Annotated in this window: 14 protein-coding genes; 9 read left to right on the top strand and 5 right to left on the bottom strand. The window is 49.4% G+C overall.

Annotation, left to right across the window (positions count from 1 at the left end; translation table 11 throughout):
- Window positions 1-43: 43 nt before the first annotated feature.
- Together envC and gpmM are read right to left on the bottom strand one after the other, a co-directional pair.
- Window positions 44-1,405 carry a murein hydrolase activator EnvC gene (gene envC, locus AB3Y96_RS00375; RefSeq protein ID WP_072308204.1) on the bottom strand — a complete coding sequence of 454 codons (1,362 nt, stop codon included), beginning with the start codon at window positions 1,403-1,405 and terminating at the stop codon, window positions 44-46.
- A 9-nt stretch (window positions 1,406-1,414) separates the two neighbouring features.
- Window positions 1,415-2,959 carry a 2,3-bisphosphoglycerate-independent phosphoglycerate mutase gene (gene gpmM, locus AB3Y96_RS00380; RefSeq protein WP_072308205.1) on the bottom strand — a complete coding sequence of 515 codons (1,545 nt, stop codon included), beginning with the start codon at window positions 2,957-2,959 and terminating at the stop codon, window positions 1,415-1,417.
- Between the two features lie 386 nt (window positions 2,960-3,345).
- On the opposite strand from gpmM, the gene AB3Y96_RS00385 reads away from it, so the two are divergent.
- From AB3Y96_RS00385 to cysE, 5 genes are all read left to right on the top strand, one after another.
- Complete coding sequence (locus AB3Y96_RS00385; protein WP_072308237.1) at window positions 3,346-3,777, top strand: rhodanese-like domain-containing protein; 432 nt, start codon at window positions 3,346-3,348, stop codon at window positions 3,775-3,777.
- Between the two features lie 17 nt (window positions 3,778-3,794).
- Entirely contained in the window at window positions 3,795-4,043 is a 249-nt protein-coding gene (gene grxC, locus AB3Y96_RS00390; protein ID WP_025801494.1) for a glutaredoxin 3, read from the top strand.
- Window positions 4,044-4,105: 62 nt separating this feature from the next.
- Window positions 4,106-4,579 carry a protein-export chaperone SecB gene (secB, locus tag AB3Y96_RS00395; protein ID WP_025801493.1) on the top strand — a complete coding sequence of 158 codons (474 nt, stop codon included), beginning with the start codon at window positions 4,106-4,108 and terminating at the stop codon, window positions 4,577-4,579.
- Window positions 4,579-5,598, top strand: a complete 1,020-nt coding sequence (gpsA, locus tag AB3Y96_RS00400; RefSeq protein WP_072308206.1) for an NAD(P)H-dependent glycerol-3-phosphate dehydrogenase — start codon at window positions 4,579-4,581, stop codon at window positions 5,596-5,598. Before secB ends, gpsA begins: the two co-directional genes overlap by 1 nt.
- 122 nt (window positions 5,599-5,720) lie before the next feature.
- On the top strand, window positions 5,721-6,542 hold the full coding sequence (gene cysE, locus AB3Y96_RS00405; RefSeq protein ID WP_040045225.1) for a serine O-acetyltransferase: 822 nt from the start codon (window positions 5,721-5,723) through the stop codon (window positions 6,540-6,542).
- A 61-nt stretch (window positions 6,543-6,603) separates the two neighbouring features.
- Here cysE and trmL read toward each other — a convergent pair whose 3' ends face one another.
- From trmL to cpxR, 3 genes are read right to left on the bottom strand one after another with little or no spacing between them, the layout of a single operon-like run.
- The gene (gene trmL, locus AB3Y96_RS00410) at window positions 6,604-7,077 is read right to left on the bottom strand and encodes a tRNA (uridine(34)/cytosine(34)/5-carboxymethylaminomethyluridine(34)-2'-O)-methyltransferase TrmL (protein WP_072308238.1); all 474 of its coding nucleotides are present in this window, start codon (window positions 7,075-7,077) and stop codon (window positions 6,604-6,606) included.
- Window positions 7,078-7,119: 42 nt separating this feature from the next.
- Window positions 7,120-8,490 carry an envelope stress sensor histidine kinase CpxA gene (gene cpxA / locus AB3Y96_RS00415; protein WP_025801489.1) on the bottom strand — a complete coding sequence of 457 codons (1,371 nt, stop codon included), beginning with the start codon at window positions 8,488-8,490 and terminating at the stop codon, window positions 7,120-7,122.
- Complete coding sequence (gene cpxR / locus AB3Y96_RS00420) at window positions 8,487-9,185, bottom strand: envelope stress response regulator transcription factor CpxR (protein WP_025801488.1); 699 nt, start codon at window positions 9,183-9,185, stop codon at window positions 8,487-8,489. The genes cpxA and cpxR overlap by 4 nt, the downstream gene beginning before the upstream one ends.
- A 148-nt stretch (window positions 9,186-9,333) precedes the next feature.
- Between cpxR and cpxP the strand changes: the two genes are divergently transcribed.
- From cpxP to AB3Y96_RS00440, 4 genes are all read left to right on the top strand, one after another.
- Window positions 9,334-9,810, top strand: coding sequence for a cell-envelope stress modulator CpxP (gene cpxP, locus AB3Y96_RS00425; RefSeq protein ID WP_367298258.1), 477 nt, complete (start codon window positions 9,334-9,336; stop codon window positions 9,808-9,810).
- A gap of 164 nt (window positions 9,811-9,974) precedes the next feature.
- Window positions 9,975-10,877 (top strand): CDF family cation-efflux transporter FieF, encoded by a 903-nt coding sequence (gene fieF, locus AB3Y96_RS00430; RefSeq protein ID WP_072308207.1) that lies wholly within the window; start codon window positions 9,975-9,977, stop codon window positions 10,875-10,877.
- A 255-nt stretch (window positions 10,878-11,132) separates the two neighbouring features.
- Window positions 11,133-12,095: a 6-phosphofructokinase gene (gene pfkA / locus AB3Y96_RS00435; RefSeq protein WP_025801484.1), complete on the top strand. Its 963-nt coding sequence runs from the start codon at window positions 11,133-11,135 to the stop codon at window positions 12,093-12,095.
- Window positions 12,096-12,340: 245 nt separating this feature from the next.
- Window positions 12,341-13,330 carry a sulfate ABC transporter substrate-binding protein gene (locus AB3Y96_RS00440; protein WP_367298259.1) on the top strand — a complete coding sequence of 330 codons (990 nt, stop codon included), beginning with the start codon at window positions 12,341-12,343 and terminating at the stop codon, window positions 13,328-13,330.
- Window positions 13,331-13,354: the final 24 nt, after the last annotated feature.

Genomic DNA, 13,354 nt, shown 5'->3' on the forward strand with positions numbered 1-13,354 from the left:
TGTTGCAGGAGCGGTAACTGCGGGTGAATGAGGGCTCTTGGGGCTAACGTCCAAGCCACGGTAGTGGGTTGACGGCTTGGCCTTGACGGCGGATTTCAAAGTAAAGAGCTGGCTGACCTTGGCCACCGCTATTACCGACCAGCGCGATAGGTTGTCCTGCACGAACCTGTGCGCCGACGTTAACCAAAGCGCTTTGGTTATAGCCGTACAGGCTCATATCGCCTTTGCCGTGTTCAACCACGACGACTAGACCATAACCTTGTAGCCAATCGGCAAGCAGGACACGACCATCCGCAATGGCTTTAACTTCACTGCCTTCGGATGCGGCAATAACCATTCCTTTCCAGCGGAGTTCGCCCTGTAGCGTTTCGCCGAAACTGTGGATGGTTCGGCCACGAACGGGCCACATAGCCTGGCCATTACCGCGGCCTAAACCACCGGTACGCGCTATCAGTGAACGCTCGCTTTCCGTTGGCTTATATTTATACGTCGTGCCTTTTTTCTTCGCCTGCTCTTCTTTAGCCTTCATTTGAGCTTGGAGCTTGGCGGCTTCGCGCGCCTCACGTTCGGCGCGGGCTTTAGCTTCACGCTCGGCTTTGGCGATCTGATCGCGCAAGCGTGATTCGTTCGCTTTCATTTCGGAGAGCTGTTGTTGATCTTTCGCCAGCGAGCTTTCCAATGATGACAGGGTTTTTTGGCGCTGAATTCGGGCAGATTCTAGCTGTTGCTGCGCTTGCTGCTGGGTAACCAGAATCGCTTTCTGCTGATTTTGTGCGGCTTCCAGCTCTTTCTTTTCGCTGGCTAAGTCGGTACGAGTCTGGTTTAGCTTATCGATATTTTTTTGGCGTGCTTCATTGAGATAACCAAAGTAAGCCAAAATACGTTCGCCGCGCTGGCTTTCTTCACCACTCAGCAAAACCTGAATACCGGTATGTTTGCCTAAACGGAAAGCCATGTCGAGCTGATGCTCGAGCAGCTTTAGGTGTTTGTTTTCTTGTGACTGAAGCTTTTTAATCGAGGCGGTCAGCTTGGTTACATTTGCATTCAGCGTTGCCAGTTCAGATTGCGTTTCTCGGAGAGAACGGCTCGCCTGAGCAATGATTTTTTCCTGCGCTTTAAGCTGATCTTGTAGCGAACTACGTTGTTGCTGCTGCTGTTTGACGGCTTTTTCTTTTTCAGCAATGTCTTGCTGAATAGATTTTAGCTGCTGTTTGTTGTCATCAGCGGCCAGAGCGGGGAATGAAGAAAACCATGCGCCAGCATAGATTACGCTGGCACACAGTATCGGTAACATGCGAAACGCTGAGGGAGTAGGCGATAAACAGGTTGGTTTATCGCCGATGTTTTTACCCGCTTTGAGCGTTAAGGCTACCTTTGATTCATGAAATTGATCTTTTCCCCTCATGGGGATCGATTATTCCACGATGAACAGCGGCTTACCAGTCATCTCTTTAGGCACTTCCATGTCCATCATCGTCAGCATGGTTGCTGCGATGTCAGACAATTTCCCGCCTTCAACGGCTTTAGCTGGTTTGCCAACGTAGATTAATGGCACTGGCAGGTTGGTGTGAGCGGTATACGCAGCACCTGTCACCTGATCGCGCATCAGCTCAGCGTTACCGTGGTCTGCCGTGATCAGCAACTGACCGCCAACGTTTTGTACGGCTTCGACTACCTGGCCTACACACTGATCCAGAGTTTCAATGGCTTTTACTGCGGCATCGTAAATACCGGTGTGGCCAACCATGTCGCCGTTAGGGTAGTTACAGATAATCGCATCATATTTACCGCTGTTGATAGCGCCAACCAGTTTTTCGGTCAGTTCAGCAGAGCTCATTTCTGGCTGCAGATCGTAAGTCGCTACTTTTGGCGAGTTGATCAGGATGCGGTCTTCGCCTTTGAATGGCTCTTCCACGCCGCCATTGTAGAAGAAGGTCACGTGAGCATATTTTTCAGTTTCAGAAATACGCAGCTGGGTTTTGTCATGCTTCATCAACCATTCACCGAAGGTGTTTGCCAGTGAAGATGGTGGGTAAGCACATGCCGCTTTGATGTCAGCCGCATATTCAGTCAACATCACGAAGTTGCTGAAGTTAACCACTTTGTTGCGTTTGAAACCGTCAAAGTCAGCGTTGACGAAGGTGCGAGTGATTTGGCGAGCACGGTCAGCACGGAAGTTCATAAAGATCAGCGCGTCGCCGTCGTTCATGGAGGCATCCGCTTCACCCGCCGCTTGGATTACGGTTGGTTTAACAAATTCGTCGTTTTCGTCGCGAGCGTAAGCCGCTTCAAGGCCGGCAACCGCATTTTCAGCAGTGTATTCGCCTTTCGCTTCGGTCAGCAGATCGTAAGCTAACTGAACGCGGTCCCAACGGTTATCACGGTCCATTGCATAGTAACGACCAACTATGGACGCGATGCGGCCTTTGCCCAGCTCGGCAAATTTCTCAGTGAATCGTTTCAGTGTATTTTCAGCACTACGCGGTGGGGTGTCACGTCCATCCAAGAATGCGTGCAGGTAGATAGCTTCTGCACCGCGCTTGGCGGCCAACTCGACCATAGCAAGAATGTGTTCTTCGTGGCTATGAACGCCACCAGGAGACATCAGACCCATGATGTGAACGGCTTTGCCCAGAGATACGGCTTTATCAACTGCACCAACCAGAACTTCATTGGCAAAGAAGTCGCCGTCTTTGATTTCTTTGTCCAAACGAGTCAGATCTTGATAAACGATGCGGCCTGCGCCAAGGTTTACGTGACCAACTTCAGAGTTACCCATCTGGCCGTCAGGCAGACCTACATCCAAACCGGAAGCTGAAATCAGGGTGTGCGGATACTCTTTCCACAGACGATCCATGACGGGACGTTTTGCGTTAAGAATCGCGTTATCTTGGGTTTCTTCGCGGTAACCATAACCGTCTAGAATTACCAGTACCATTGGTTTTTTGGCGCTCGACATTGCAACAACCTCGTTTCTTTATAAGTTCAAAGTTTGAGTTCAAAATACGTTCAAGTGTGAATAGCCGTTTAGGTTAAAACGGAATCACTCACACGCCCGCAGAGCGGTGCCTAAGCAAAGGCCGAATAACATACACGGCTATTTGCACTCAAAGTAGTGTAATTTTACTACAGTCTGTGGTGAATTGAGCGCAGAAAGATCAAATGATCGTTTCTGTACCTTGTTTCAAGCAGGTAAATCCTGTCTGAATCATGAAAAATTTCGGGTTATGCCGCAGATTCGTTTTTAGTAACAGGTCTTCTGGCTGTAATTGACGCACTGCGCAGGTATACTCTGACTCTTTGATTTTATCCCTTAACTGACGGGAGTAGTTACACCCCATGCAAATGCAAGAGATTATGCAATTTGTGAGTGCCCATCCCATACTTAGCGTAGCGTGGATTGTTCTGTTTGTAGCAGTACTGGTCACCACCTTTAAAAGCCGTTTCTCCAAAGTAAAAGAAATTACTCGTGGTGAAGCCACTCTTCTGATTAACAAAGAAGATGCCGTTGTTGTTGATACCCGTACTCGCGAAGATTTCCGCAAGGGTCATCTGGCAAACTCTCTGAATCTGACGCCTAGCGACCTGAAAAATGGCAGCTTTGGTGAATTAGAGAAACATAAAGCTCAGCCGGTTATCGTGGTTTGTGCCAATGGCATGAGCTCTCGTGAATCGGGTGAGCATTTAGTGAAAGCGGGCTTTGAGCGTGTTTATACGTTGAAAGACGGCATCGCAGGCTGGAGCAGTGACAATCTGCCTTTAGCTCGCGGTAAATAATCTGCAAGGAATTCATCATGGCAAACATTGAGATCTATACCAAAGCGACCTGTCCTTTCTGTCATCGTGCGAAAGCGTTGTTGCAGTCAAAAGGCGCTCAGTTTAATGAAATTGCTATTGATAACGATCCGAAAAAGCGTGAAGAAATGATTGAGCGCAGTGGTCGTACAACCGTGCCACAAATTTTTATTGATGGGCAGCACATTGGTGGCTGTGACGATTTACACGCGCTGGATGCAAAAGGCGGCCTCGACCCGTTGCTGTAACCCGTGCGGTATTCGCCCCATAATTCCCATTTATGGATATTAACTTAAAAGGTATTAACGCTATGTCAGAACAAAACAACTCAGAGATGTCTTTCCAGATCCAACGTGTATACACCAAAGATATCTCTTTCGAAGCTCCAAATGCGCCCGCTGTATTCCAGAAAGATTGGCAGCCAGAAGTTAAACTGGATCTGGATACTGCATCCACTCAGCTGGCTGACGGCGTATTTGAAGTGGTGTTGCGCGTGACGGTAACGGCAACTCTGGGCGAAGAAACTGCATTCCTGTGTGAAGTTCAGCAGGCTGGTATCTTCACTATTTCTGGCATCGAAGGAACTCAGATGGCGCATTGCCTGGGTGCTTACTGCCCGAACATCCTGTTCCCATATGCACGTGAATGCATCACCAGCCTAGTTTCTCGTGGTACTTTCCCACAGCTGAACTTGGCTCCAGTGAACTTCGATGCACTGTTCATGAATTATCTGCAGCAGGCTGAAGGCGCAGAAGGTGCTGAACAGCAGCCTCAGGATGCCTAATGAATAACCCTACGGCTTCAATGACCGTCATCGGTGCCGGTTCGTACGGCACCGCTTTGGCAATTACGCTGGCGCGTAATGGGCATCAAGTGGTGTTATGGGGTCACGACCCTAAACATATCAAGGCACTGGATGCTGCGCGTTGTAATCAGGCATTCCTGCCTGATGTTCCTTTCCCTGATACGCTGACGCTGGAAACCGATCTTGCGAAGGCAATGGCTGCAAGCCGTGATGTGCTGGTCGTTGTGCCGAGCCATGTGTTTGGTGAAGTGCTGCGTCAACTGAAGCCATACCTGCGTGCTGATTCGCGAATCGTTTGGGCAACCAAGGGATTAGAAGCAGAAACAGGTCGTTTGCTACAAGATGTTGCTCGTGAGGCGCTTGGCCCTGACATTCCTTTAGCTACGCTATCAGGCCCAACGTTTGCCAAAGAACTGGCTGCGGGTTTGCCGACGGCAATTGCGCTGTCATCTACCGACGCACAGTTCACCGACGATTTACAGCAGCTACTACACTGCGGCAAAAGCTTCCGTGTTTATAGCAACCCTGATTTCATCGGTGTACAGCTAGGTGGTGCGGTAAAAAACGTGATTGCCATTGGCGCAGGCATGTCTGACGGCATCGGCTTTGGTGCGAACGCCAGAACTGCATTGATCACGCGTGGGTTGACCGAAATGAGTCGTCTTGGCGTTGCGCTGGGTGCCGATCCAACCACCTTTATGGGGATGTCTGGATTGGGTGACTTAGTGCTGACCTGTACTGACAACCAGTCTCGTAACCGCCGTTTTGGGATTATGCTCGGACAGGGTGTTGGTGTGCAGGAAGCGCAGGATAAGATCGGCCAAGTGGTTGAAGGTTATCGAAATACTAAAGAAGTGATGGCTTTGGCCCAGCGCTTTGGTGTGGAGATGCCAATCACTGAGCAAATCTATCAAGTGCTTTATTGCCATAAAGATGCTCGTGAAGCGGCGTTGACGCTGTTAGGTCGAGCACGCAAAGACGAAAAAACCAGCCGTTAGAGATCAAGTTTTTAACATCAAGGCTTGACCATGCTACGGCTGGTCTGATTAATTGTTGTCTGAATTATAACTATAGCTGATATAGTAACGGCAGCAATTAAATTGATTGAAGGGAGTGTTGTATGTCGATAGAAGAACTAGAACAAATCTGGCAATGCATCAAAACCGAGGCGCGTGGTTTAGCCGAGTGTGAGCCGATGCTGGCTAGTTTCTATCACGCAACACTCCTTAAGCATGAAAATTTGGGCAGTGCGCTGAGCTATATTTTGGCGAATAAACTGGCCAATGCCATTATGCCTGCTATCGCTATTCGTGAAGTGGTGGAAGAGGCGTATCGCGCCGATACCAATATGACAGATTACGCGGCGCGCGATATTCTCGCTGTTCGCCAGCGAGATCCTGCGGTAGACAAATACTCCACGCCATTGCTTTACCTGAAAGGTTTTCATGCCTTGCAGGCCTACCGCATTGGTCATTGGTTATGGTCGCAAGATCGCAAAGCACTAGCCATTTACCTGCAAAATCAAATCTCGGTTGTTTTTGGCGTTGATATTCATCCTGCTGCGCGTATTGGCTGTGGGATCATGCTCGATCATGCGACGGGTATTGTGATCGGCGAAACGGCCGTGGTTGAAAACGACGTGTCTATTCTGCAATCCGTAACACTGGGTGGTACGGGTAAAGAAGGGGGCGATCGTCATCCGAAGATCCGTGAAGGCGTTATGATCGGCGCGGGTGCTAAAATTCTGGGTAATATCGAAGTGGGCCGCGGAGCCAAGATTGGTGCGGGTTCAGTGGTTCTACATCCGATTCCTGCTCATACCACGGCGGCGGGCGTGCCTGCACGCATTGTAGGACGTCCTGAAAGTGAAAAACCGTCTATGGATATGGATCAGTTGTTTAATGGTTCACACGATGGTTTTGAGTTCGGCGACGGAATTTAACGACAGGTTCATTTCATTCTACGGGGCAGACACTCGCCTGCCTCGCATATCACAGTAAAACTCACTCTTTGAGCAAAGCCCCTTCGTAGCCTAATTGACGCCATGCTTCGTAAACCACCACTGAAACTGCGTTAGACAGGTTCATGCTGCGACTGCTGGCGAGCATCGGGATGCGGATCTTCTGTTGTGCGGGAAGGGCATCGAGAATATAGGCGGGTAGGCCACGTGTTTCTGGGCCAAACACCAGATAATCTCCGGCCTGATAGTTCACCGCGCTGTGTGCTGGAGTACCTTTAGTGGTCAATGCAAACAGGCGTTCTGGCTTTTCGCTATCGAGAAATGCTTGATAGTCATGGTGTTTCTTCAGCGTAGCAAATTCGTGATAGTCCAAACCTGCGCGGCGTAAGCGTTTGTCATCCCATGTGAAGCCTAAAGGCTCAATGAGGTGCAAGCTAAAGCCAGTATTGGCGCAAAGACGGATGATATTGCCGGTATTCGGTGGGATTTCAGGTTCAAATAAAACGATATTAAGCATGTGATGCGCCCCCAAGGTCAGGGGGCGCATTATACTCCAAACTTATCGCGTATAAAGCGGAAGCCAAAGCGTTAGGCGTAAACCGCCCAGCGGGCTGTCTTCGGCTTTCACCCAGCCATTATGCTGTTCAACGACGGTTTCTACGATGGCGAGACCCAAGCCTGTTCCTCCCGATTCACGATCGCGCGCTTCATCAGTGCGGTAGAACGGCCGGAAAATTTGTTCGCGATCTTCTGGTGCAACGCCTGGACCATCATCATCAACGTGGATGGTGATGCCCTGATTGTCGCAGCTAAACGTCACCGCAATCTGATGATGAGAGTAGCGCAACGCGTTACGCACGATATTTTCAACCGCGCTATCCAGAGCTGCATGGCTGCCAAATAGCGGCCAAGGTCCTGGAGGGCTTATGATCTCTAACGTTTTCCCAACTTGCTCGGCCTCAAACTTCGCGTTGTCCAACACGTCATCCCAGAGCTCATCGGCTTTTAAATGTTCGCGTTCTAGCTCGGTTTTATGCTGATTACGTGATAGCGCCAGCAGGTCGTTAATCATACTGTCGAGGCGGTGTGCCTCCATCTCAATGCGTGAAAGTTCGTTGTATTCACCATGGCGGCGGCGCATCAGCGCAGTGGCGAGCTGCAAGCGCGTGAGCGGCGTTCTTAGCTCATGCGAAATATCAGAGATCAAACGCTGCTGTGCATTGACCATGCGCTCGAGCGCGCTGACCATTTGGTTAAAGCTGGCGCCTGTGGCTAAGAATTCCTGTGGGCCAGCCTCCAGTTCCGGATGCTGTTTTAGGTTACCGCTGGCAACATCATCGGCGGCGTTTTTAAGCTTACGAGCGGGGCTTGCGAGGCTCCATGCGAGCCAAAGCAGCAGCGGCGAGCTGATAAGCATGGTGACAAGCAGCAGCAGCAGTGGTCGGTCAAACATCAGGTTGATGAAATCAGACTGAGGGCTGCTTGCGGGGCGAACCAGATAGAGCTGGTAGTTATCTTCGCCATCACGAATAGGGAATGGCCCGAGCATTTCGAGTCGGCCATATTTTTTCTTTTTCGGCTGGTCTGCGTTATCAGACTGGCCGATAAAGTTACGTACAATCTGCATTTCATTGCGTTGTGCGCCAATAACGCGCCCTTCGCTTGTCACCAGCAGAAGGCGTTGACCCGGAGGTGACCATTTATCAATGGCGCGAAACAAACGGCGCCACCACATCAAGTCATTCGCCGGATCGACAGCCAACTCTGCTTCTACGTGCTGCTCCAGCATAATGCCTTGACGGCGTTCACTGTCCAGTAATGAGGTTAGCTGGCGTGAGTCGAGCTTTGGCAGCATTAGCACCACCATCAGCACCAACGCCAGCGTTAACCAGAAAATGGCAAAGATACGTGCCGTAAGGCTATTAATCATGAAACAGACACCATCAGATAACCGCGACCACGCAGCGTTTTGAACCAAGGCTGACCATCTTTACGCTCTGGCAGCTTACGGCGCAGGTTAGAAATATGCATATCAATCGCGCGGTCAAAAGGTGTCAGACGTTTGCCGAGCACTTCTTGGCTTAAATGCTCACGTGACACTACCTGGCCCAAATGCTGTGCCAGCAAGTAGAGCAGGGTAAATTCAGTGCCGGTGAGCTCTAAGGTTTCCCCATCAAAGCTGGCTTCCTGACGTCCTGGATTAAGCAGCAGATGATCGACCTCTAGCGTTGGCGCATTGCTTTCGTTGCTTTGCTGCTGTTCATTCCAGTTGGAGCGACGCAGAATCGCACGAATACGCGCAACCAGTTCACGATCGTTAAATGGTTTTGGCAGATAGTCATCTGCACCAAGCTCAAGACCCAATACTCGGTCCAGTTCGCTACCGCGAGCCGTGAGCATAATTACCGGCGTTTGATGATGTTGGCGCACTTCTTTCAAAGTATCGATACCGTTTTTCTTTGGCATCATTACGTCGAGCAATAATAAATCAATGCTGGAATCTAAAAGTTCCAGAGCCTGTTCGCCATCGTGCGCTACCACGACGCTAAAACCTTCTAAATCAAGTAGTTCTTGTAAAAGTGACGTCAGTTCGCGATCGTCATCAACCAGTAAAATTTTATTCATAGGTGTTTACCTCCTGACGCAAAATACGACAACAAGTGCCGCTATTCCATGACTTTACTTAGTTTTACATGCACTGACGCTAGTTTTCAGGCCTCGAGTTACACTGATTCTCGTTGATTCACATAAGCGAGCCAAAGCAAAGGAGTAGATGATGCGTAAAGTAACCTCGTTAGCCATGACTTTGATGCTTGCGATGGCCTCTACCGCAGCATTTGCCGATGGCACTCAACAAAACGGTATGTTGTATCAAAGTATGGATCATAACCGCATGTTTGACGGTGTGAATCTTACCGAACATCAGCGTCAACAAATGCGCGATTTGATGCAACTAGCGCGACATGATTTACCCCGCGTTGATATAGCGGAGGCTGAAGCCATGCATAATCTGGTAACGGCAGAAAAGTTCGATGAAGCCGCAGTGCGGCAGTTAGCCGAAAAAATGGCTCAGGAGAGTATAAACCGTCAGGTTGAAATGGCGAAAATTCGCAACCAGATGTACAGCCTGCTGACTCCCGAGCAAAAGGCCCAGTTAAATGAGCGTTACCAGCAGCGTATTGCCAGTTGGCAGCAGCAGGTAGCAACCATGCAGAATACTTCAGCCCTGAAGTTAGGTACGAAAGAGTAGCACCCTGTTTTTCCTTGCCATAGACACCATCCCTGTCTTCCCCACCTTACGGTGGGGTTTTTTTTGTCTGTGATTTAACGATCGTATCGCGCCATTTTCCAACAGGCTTTTTTTTGTCATTAATTCGCTATACTGAACAGCCCTAATCGTTAAAGGAAATTTTCATGGACCAGCAGTATGCACGGTTAGTCAAAACCGCTGCGCTGGGAGCCACGGTTACTGCCACCGCTCTCCTCATTATTAAAACACTTGCCTGGTGGCATACTGGCTCGGTGAGCCTATTGGCGTCGCTGGTGGATTCCGTGGTGGATATCGCGGCCTCTCTGACAAATCTGTTTGTGGTTCGCTATTCTCTTCAGCCCGCCGATGAAGAGCACACGTTTGGTCACGGGAAAGCCGAGTCGTTGGCTGCTCTGGCCCAAAGCATGTTTATTTCTGGTTCCGCGTTGTTCCTATTCCTCACCGGATTCCAGCACCTTATCAATCCTGAACCCATGACCGATCCCGGCTTGGGGATTGGGGTAACAATTATCGCTTTAGCTTGTACGATAGCATTGGTCACTTTCCAGCGTTGGGTTGTGCGCAAAACGCGCAGTCAGGCGGTGCGTGCCGATATGCTCCATTATCAGTCTGATGTGATGATGAACGGTGCGATTCTTGTTTCTCTGGGGCTGAGCTGGTATGGCTTTACCCGCGCGGACTCCCTGTTTGCGTTGGGGATTGGGGTTTATATCCTGTATAGCGCGCTGCGTATGGGATATGAAGCGGTCCAGTCTTTGTTGGATCGGGCTTTGGATGACGATGAAAGGCAGGCGATCGTTGATATTGTGCACGCTTGGCCGGGCGTCAGCGGCGTGCATGATCTAAGAACCCGTCAGTCTGGGCCGACTCGTTTTATTCAGTTACATATTGAGATGGACGACAACCTGCCTTTAATTCAGGCTCATGGCATTGCTGAACAGGTTGAGCAGGCGATTTTGCAACGTTTTCCTGGTTCGGACGTGATTATTCATCAAGACCCATGTTCGGTGGTGCCTGATGGACGAAAAGGGCATTGGGAGCTCTAATCACGGCTAAACTATAAGAAATAATGTTATTAGTGTGGTGAGTTTCTAAATTTATTCTTTAAATGCTTGGGAATTTTTTTACCACAAACTAGACTGACCTGAATCAATTCAGCTGGATAACTTTGATATAATATTCAGCAGTAGCAGCGATAAACGTTCATTTTTTATACCTGTGTCCTGTACCACATATAATAACGTTTAGCGCGATGGCGAAAACAATTCTTAAGAATAGCATCTACAAGCTCAGAGGTAGTCATGATCAAGAAAATCGGTGTATTGACGAGTGGCGGTGACGCTCCAGGTATGAACGCTGCGATCCGTGGTGTTGTACGTGCAGCGTTGGCGAAAGGGTTAGAAGTCTACGGTATTGAGGACGGCTACCTTGGCTTGTACGAAGGTCGAATGAAGCAGCTGGATCGCTCAAGTGTTTCAGACATGATTAACCGCGGTGGCACTTTCTTGGGTTCCGCGCGATTCCCTGAATTCCGTGACGACAAAGTGCGTGAGAAAGCCGTTGATAACATGCGTAAAGTTGGTTTAGACGCATTGGTCGTTATCGGCGGTGATGGTTCGTACATGGGCGCGAAGCGCATCACTGAAATGGGTTTCCCTTGCATTGGTTTGCCGGGCACCATTGATAACGACGTAGCCGGTACCGACTACACCATCGGTTACTTCACCGCGTTAGAAACCGTGGTTGAAGCGATTGACCGTCTGCGTGATACCTCTTCTTCTCACCAGCGTATCTCTATCGTTGAAGTGATGGGTCGCTACTGTGGCGATTTGACTCTGGCGGCGGCGATTGCCGGTGGCTGTGAATTCATCGTTCTGCCAGAAGTTGAGTTCAAACGCGAAGATCTGGTTAACGAAATCAAAGCGGGCATCATCAAAGGTAAAAAACACGCGATTGTGGCTATCACCGAGCATATCTGTGATATCGATGAACTGGCGAAACACATCGAGCAAGAGACCGGTCGTGAAACTCGTGCAACCGTACTGGGCCACATTCAGCGCGGCGGTGCGCCGGTTGCTTATGACCGTATTCTGGCTTCCCGCATGGGCGCGTACTCCATTGAGCTGCTGTTGCAGGGTTATGGCGGCCGTTGCGTTGGTATTCAGAACGAAAAACTGGTTCACCATGACATCATCGACGCTGTGGAAAACATGAAGCGTCCGTTCAAAGGTGACTGGTTAGAAACAGCGAAAGTACTGTACTAATCGTTTCACAAATCTCGTTTCACAAATCTCGTTTCACAAATCTCGTTTCACAAATCGACAGTGAACCTGATTCAAAAGCCCCTTCTTGGGGCTTTTTGCTTATCCTGACTAATAAACCCTCTGAGTAAAACTCTTTTTATTATTCCTTGAAGGTATAACTGTATCTTTTTTATTCTTTAATCATTTCTCGGGTTTCTGGCAGGCTCTATCTTAACTTCTTGGGGACAAAGTTTTGGAGAGCGGTGATGCATAAATTCGGGATTGGGCTGTCGTTACTGCTGGTGGCTACCGGTGCGCTGGCAAAAGATATTCAGTTGCTAAACGTTTCTTACGATCCAACGCGAGAGCTTTATCAACAATACAACGAGGCTTTCAGCAAACATTATAAGCAAGAAACGGGCGATAATGTGACGATCAGACAGTCTCATGGTGGCTCGGGCAAGCAGGCGACTTCGGTCATCAACGGCATCGAGGCCGATGTTGTCACGCTCGCGCTGGCTTATGACGTTGACGCCATCGCTGAACGCGGTCGCATCGATAAAAACTGGATTAAACGCCTGCCAGATAACTCTGCACCTTACACTTCGACCATTGTATTTTTGGTACGTAAAGGAAATCCCAAGCAGATCCACGACTGGAATGATTTAATCAAGCCGGGCGTTGCCATTATTACTCCTAATCCAAAAACCTCCGGCGGCGCTCGTTGGAACTATTTAGGCGCATGGGGTTATGCATTGCAGAACAACAACAACGATCAGGCAAAAGCTAAAGAGTTCGTGAAAGCGTTGTATAAGAACGTTGAGGTGCTGGATTCTGGCGCACGTGGCGCAACCAATACTTTTGTTGAGCGTGGCATCGGCGATGTGCTGATTGCATGGGAAAATGAAGCGTTGTTGGCGCAGCATGAACTGGGTAAAGATCAGTTTGAAATCGTGACGCCAAGCGTCTCTATTCTTGCAGAGCCAACGGTATCGGTTGTCGATAAAGTGGTCGATAAGCGTGGCACGCGTAAGGTTGCTGATGAATATCTGAAGTATCTGTATTCACCGGAAGGGCAAACTATCGCGGCGAAGAACTATTACCGCCCGCGTGACGAGGCCATCGCCAAACAATACAGCCAGCAGTTCCCACAGCTGAAGCTGTTTACCGTTGACCAAGTCTTTGGCGGCTGGCAGAAAGCGCAGAAAGAGCACTTTTCAACCGGCGGCGAGTTTGATCAAATCTCGCAGCGATAAAATGTTAGATATAAAAAAACCCCG

Source organism: Hafnia alvei (assembly GCF_964063325.1).
Taxonomy (GTDB): domain Bacteria; phylum Pseudomonadota; class Gammaproteobacteria; order Enterobacterales; family Enterobacteriaceae; genus Hafnia; species Hafnia alvei_B.

Bases quoted from the DNA above. Each gene is read 5' to 3' on its own strand.
- envC (WP_072308204.1), bottom strand. From the start codon at position 1,405: ATGAGGGGAAAAGATCAATTTCATGAATCAAAGGTAGCCTTAACGCTC.
- gpmM (WP_072308205.1), bottom strand. From the start codon at position 2,959: ATGTCGAGCGCCAAAAAACCAATGGTACTGGTAATTCTAGACGGTTAT.
- AB3Y96_RS00385 (WP_072308237.1), top strand. From the start codon at position 3,346: ATGCAAGAGATTATGCAATTTGTGAGTGCCCATCCCATACTTAGCGTA.
- grxC (WP_025801494.1), top strand. From the start codon at position 3,795: ATGGCAAACATTGAGATCTATACCAAAGCGACCTGTCCTTTCTGTCAT.
- secB (WP_025801493.1), top strand. From the start codon at position 4,106: ATGTCAGAACAAAACAACTCAGAGATGTCTTTCCAGATCCAACGTGTA.
- gpsA (WP_072308206.1), top strand. From the start codon at position 4,579: ATGAATAACCCTACGGCTTCAATGACCGTCATCGGTGCCGGTTCGTAC.
- cysE (WP_040045225.1), top strand. From the start codon at position 5,721: ATGTCGATAGAAGAACTAGAACAAATCTGGCAATGCATCAAAACCGAG.
- trmL (WP_072308238.1), bottom strand. From the start codon at position 7,077: ATGCTTAATATCGTTTTATTTGAACCTGAAATCCCACCGAATACCGGC.
- cpxA (WP_025801489.1), bottom strand. From the start codon at position 8,490: ATGATTAATAGCCTTACGGCACGTATCTTTGCCATTTTCTGGTTAACG.
- cpxR (WP_025801488.1), bottom strand. From the start codon at position 9,185: ATGAATAAAATTTTACTGGTTGATGACGATCGCGAACTGACGTCACTT.
- cpxP (WP_367298258.1), top strand. From the start codon at position 9,334: ATGATGCGTAAAGTAACCTCGTTAGCCATGACTTTGATGCTTGCGATG.
- fieF (WP_072308207.1), top strand. From the start codon at position 9,975: ATGGACCAGCAGTATGCACGGTTAGTCAAAACCGCTGCGCTGGGAGCC.
- pfkA (WP_025801484.1), top strand. From the start codon at position 11,133: ATGATCAAGAAAATCGGTGTATTGACGAGTGGCGGTGACGCTCCAGGT.
- AB3Y96_RS00440 (WP_367298259.1), top strand. From the start codon at position 12,341: ATGCATAAATTCGGGATTGGGCTGTCGTTACTGCTGGTGGCTACCGGT.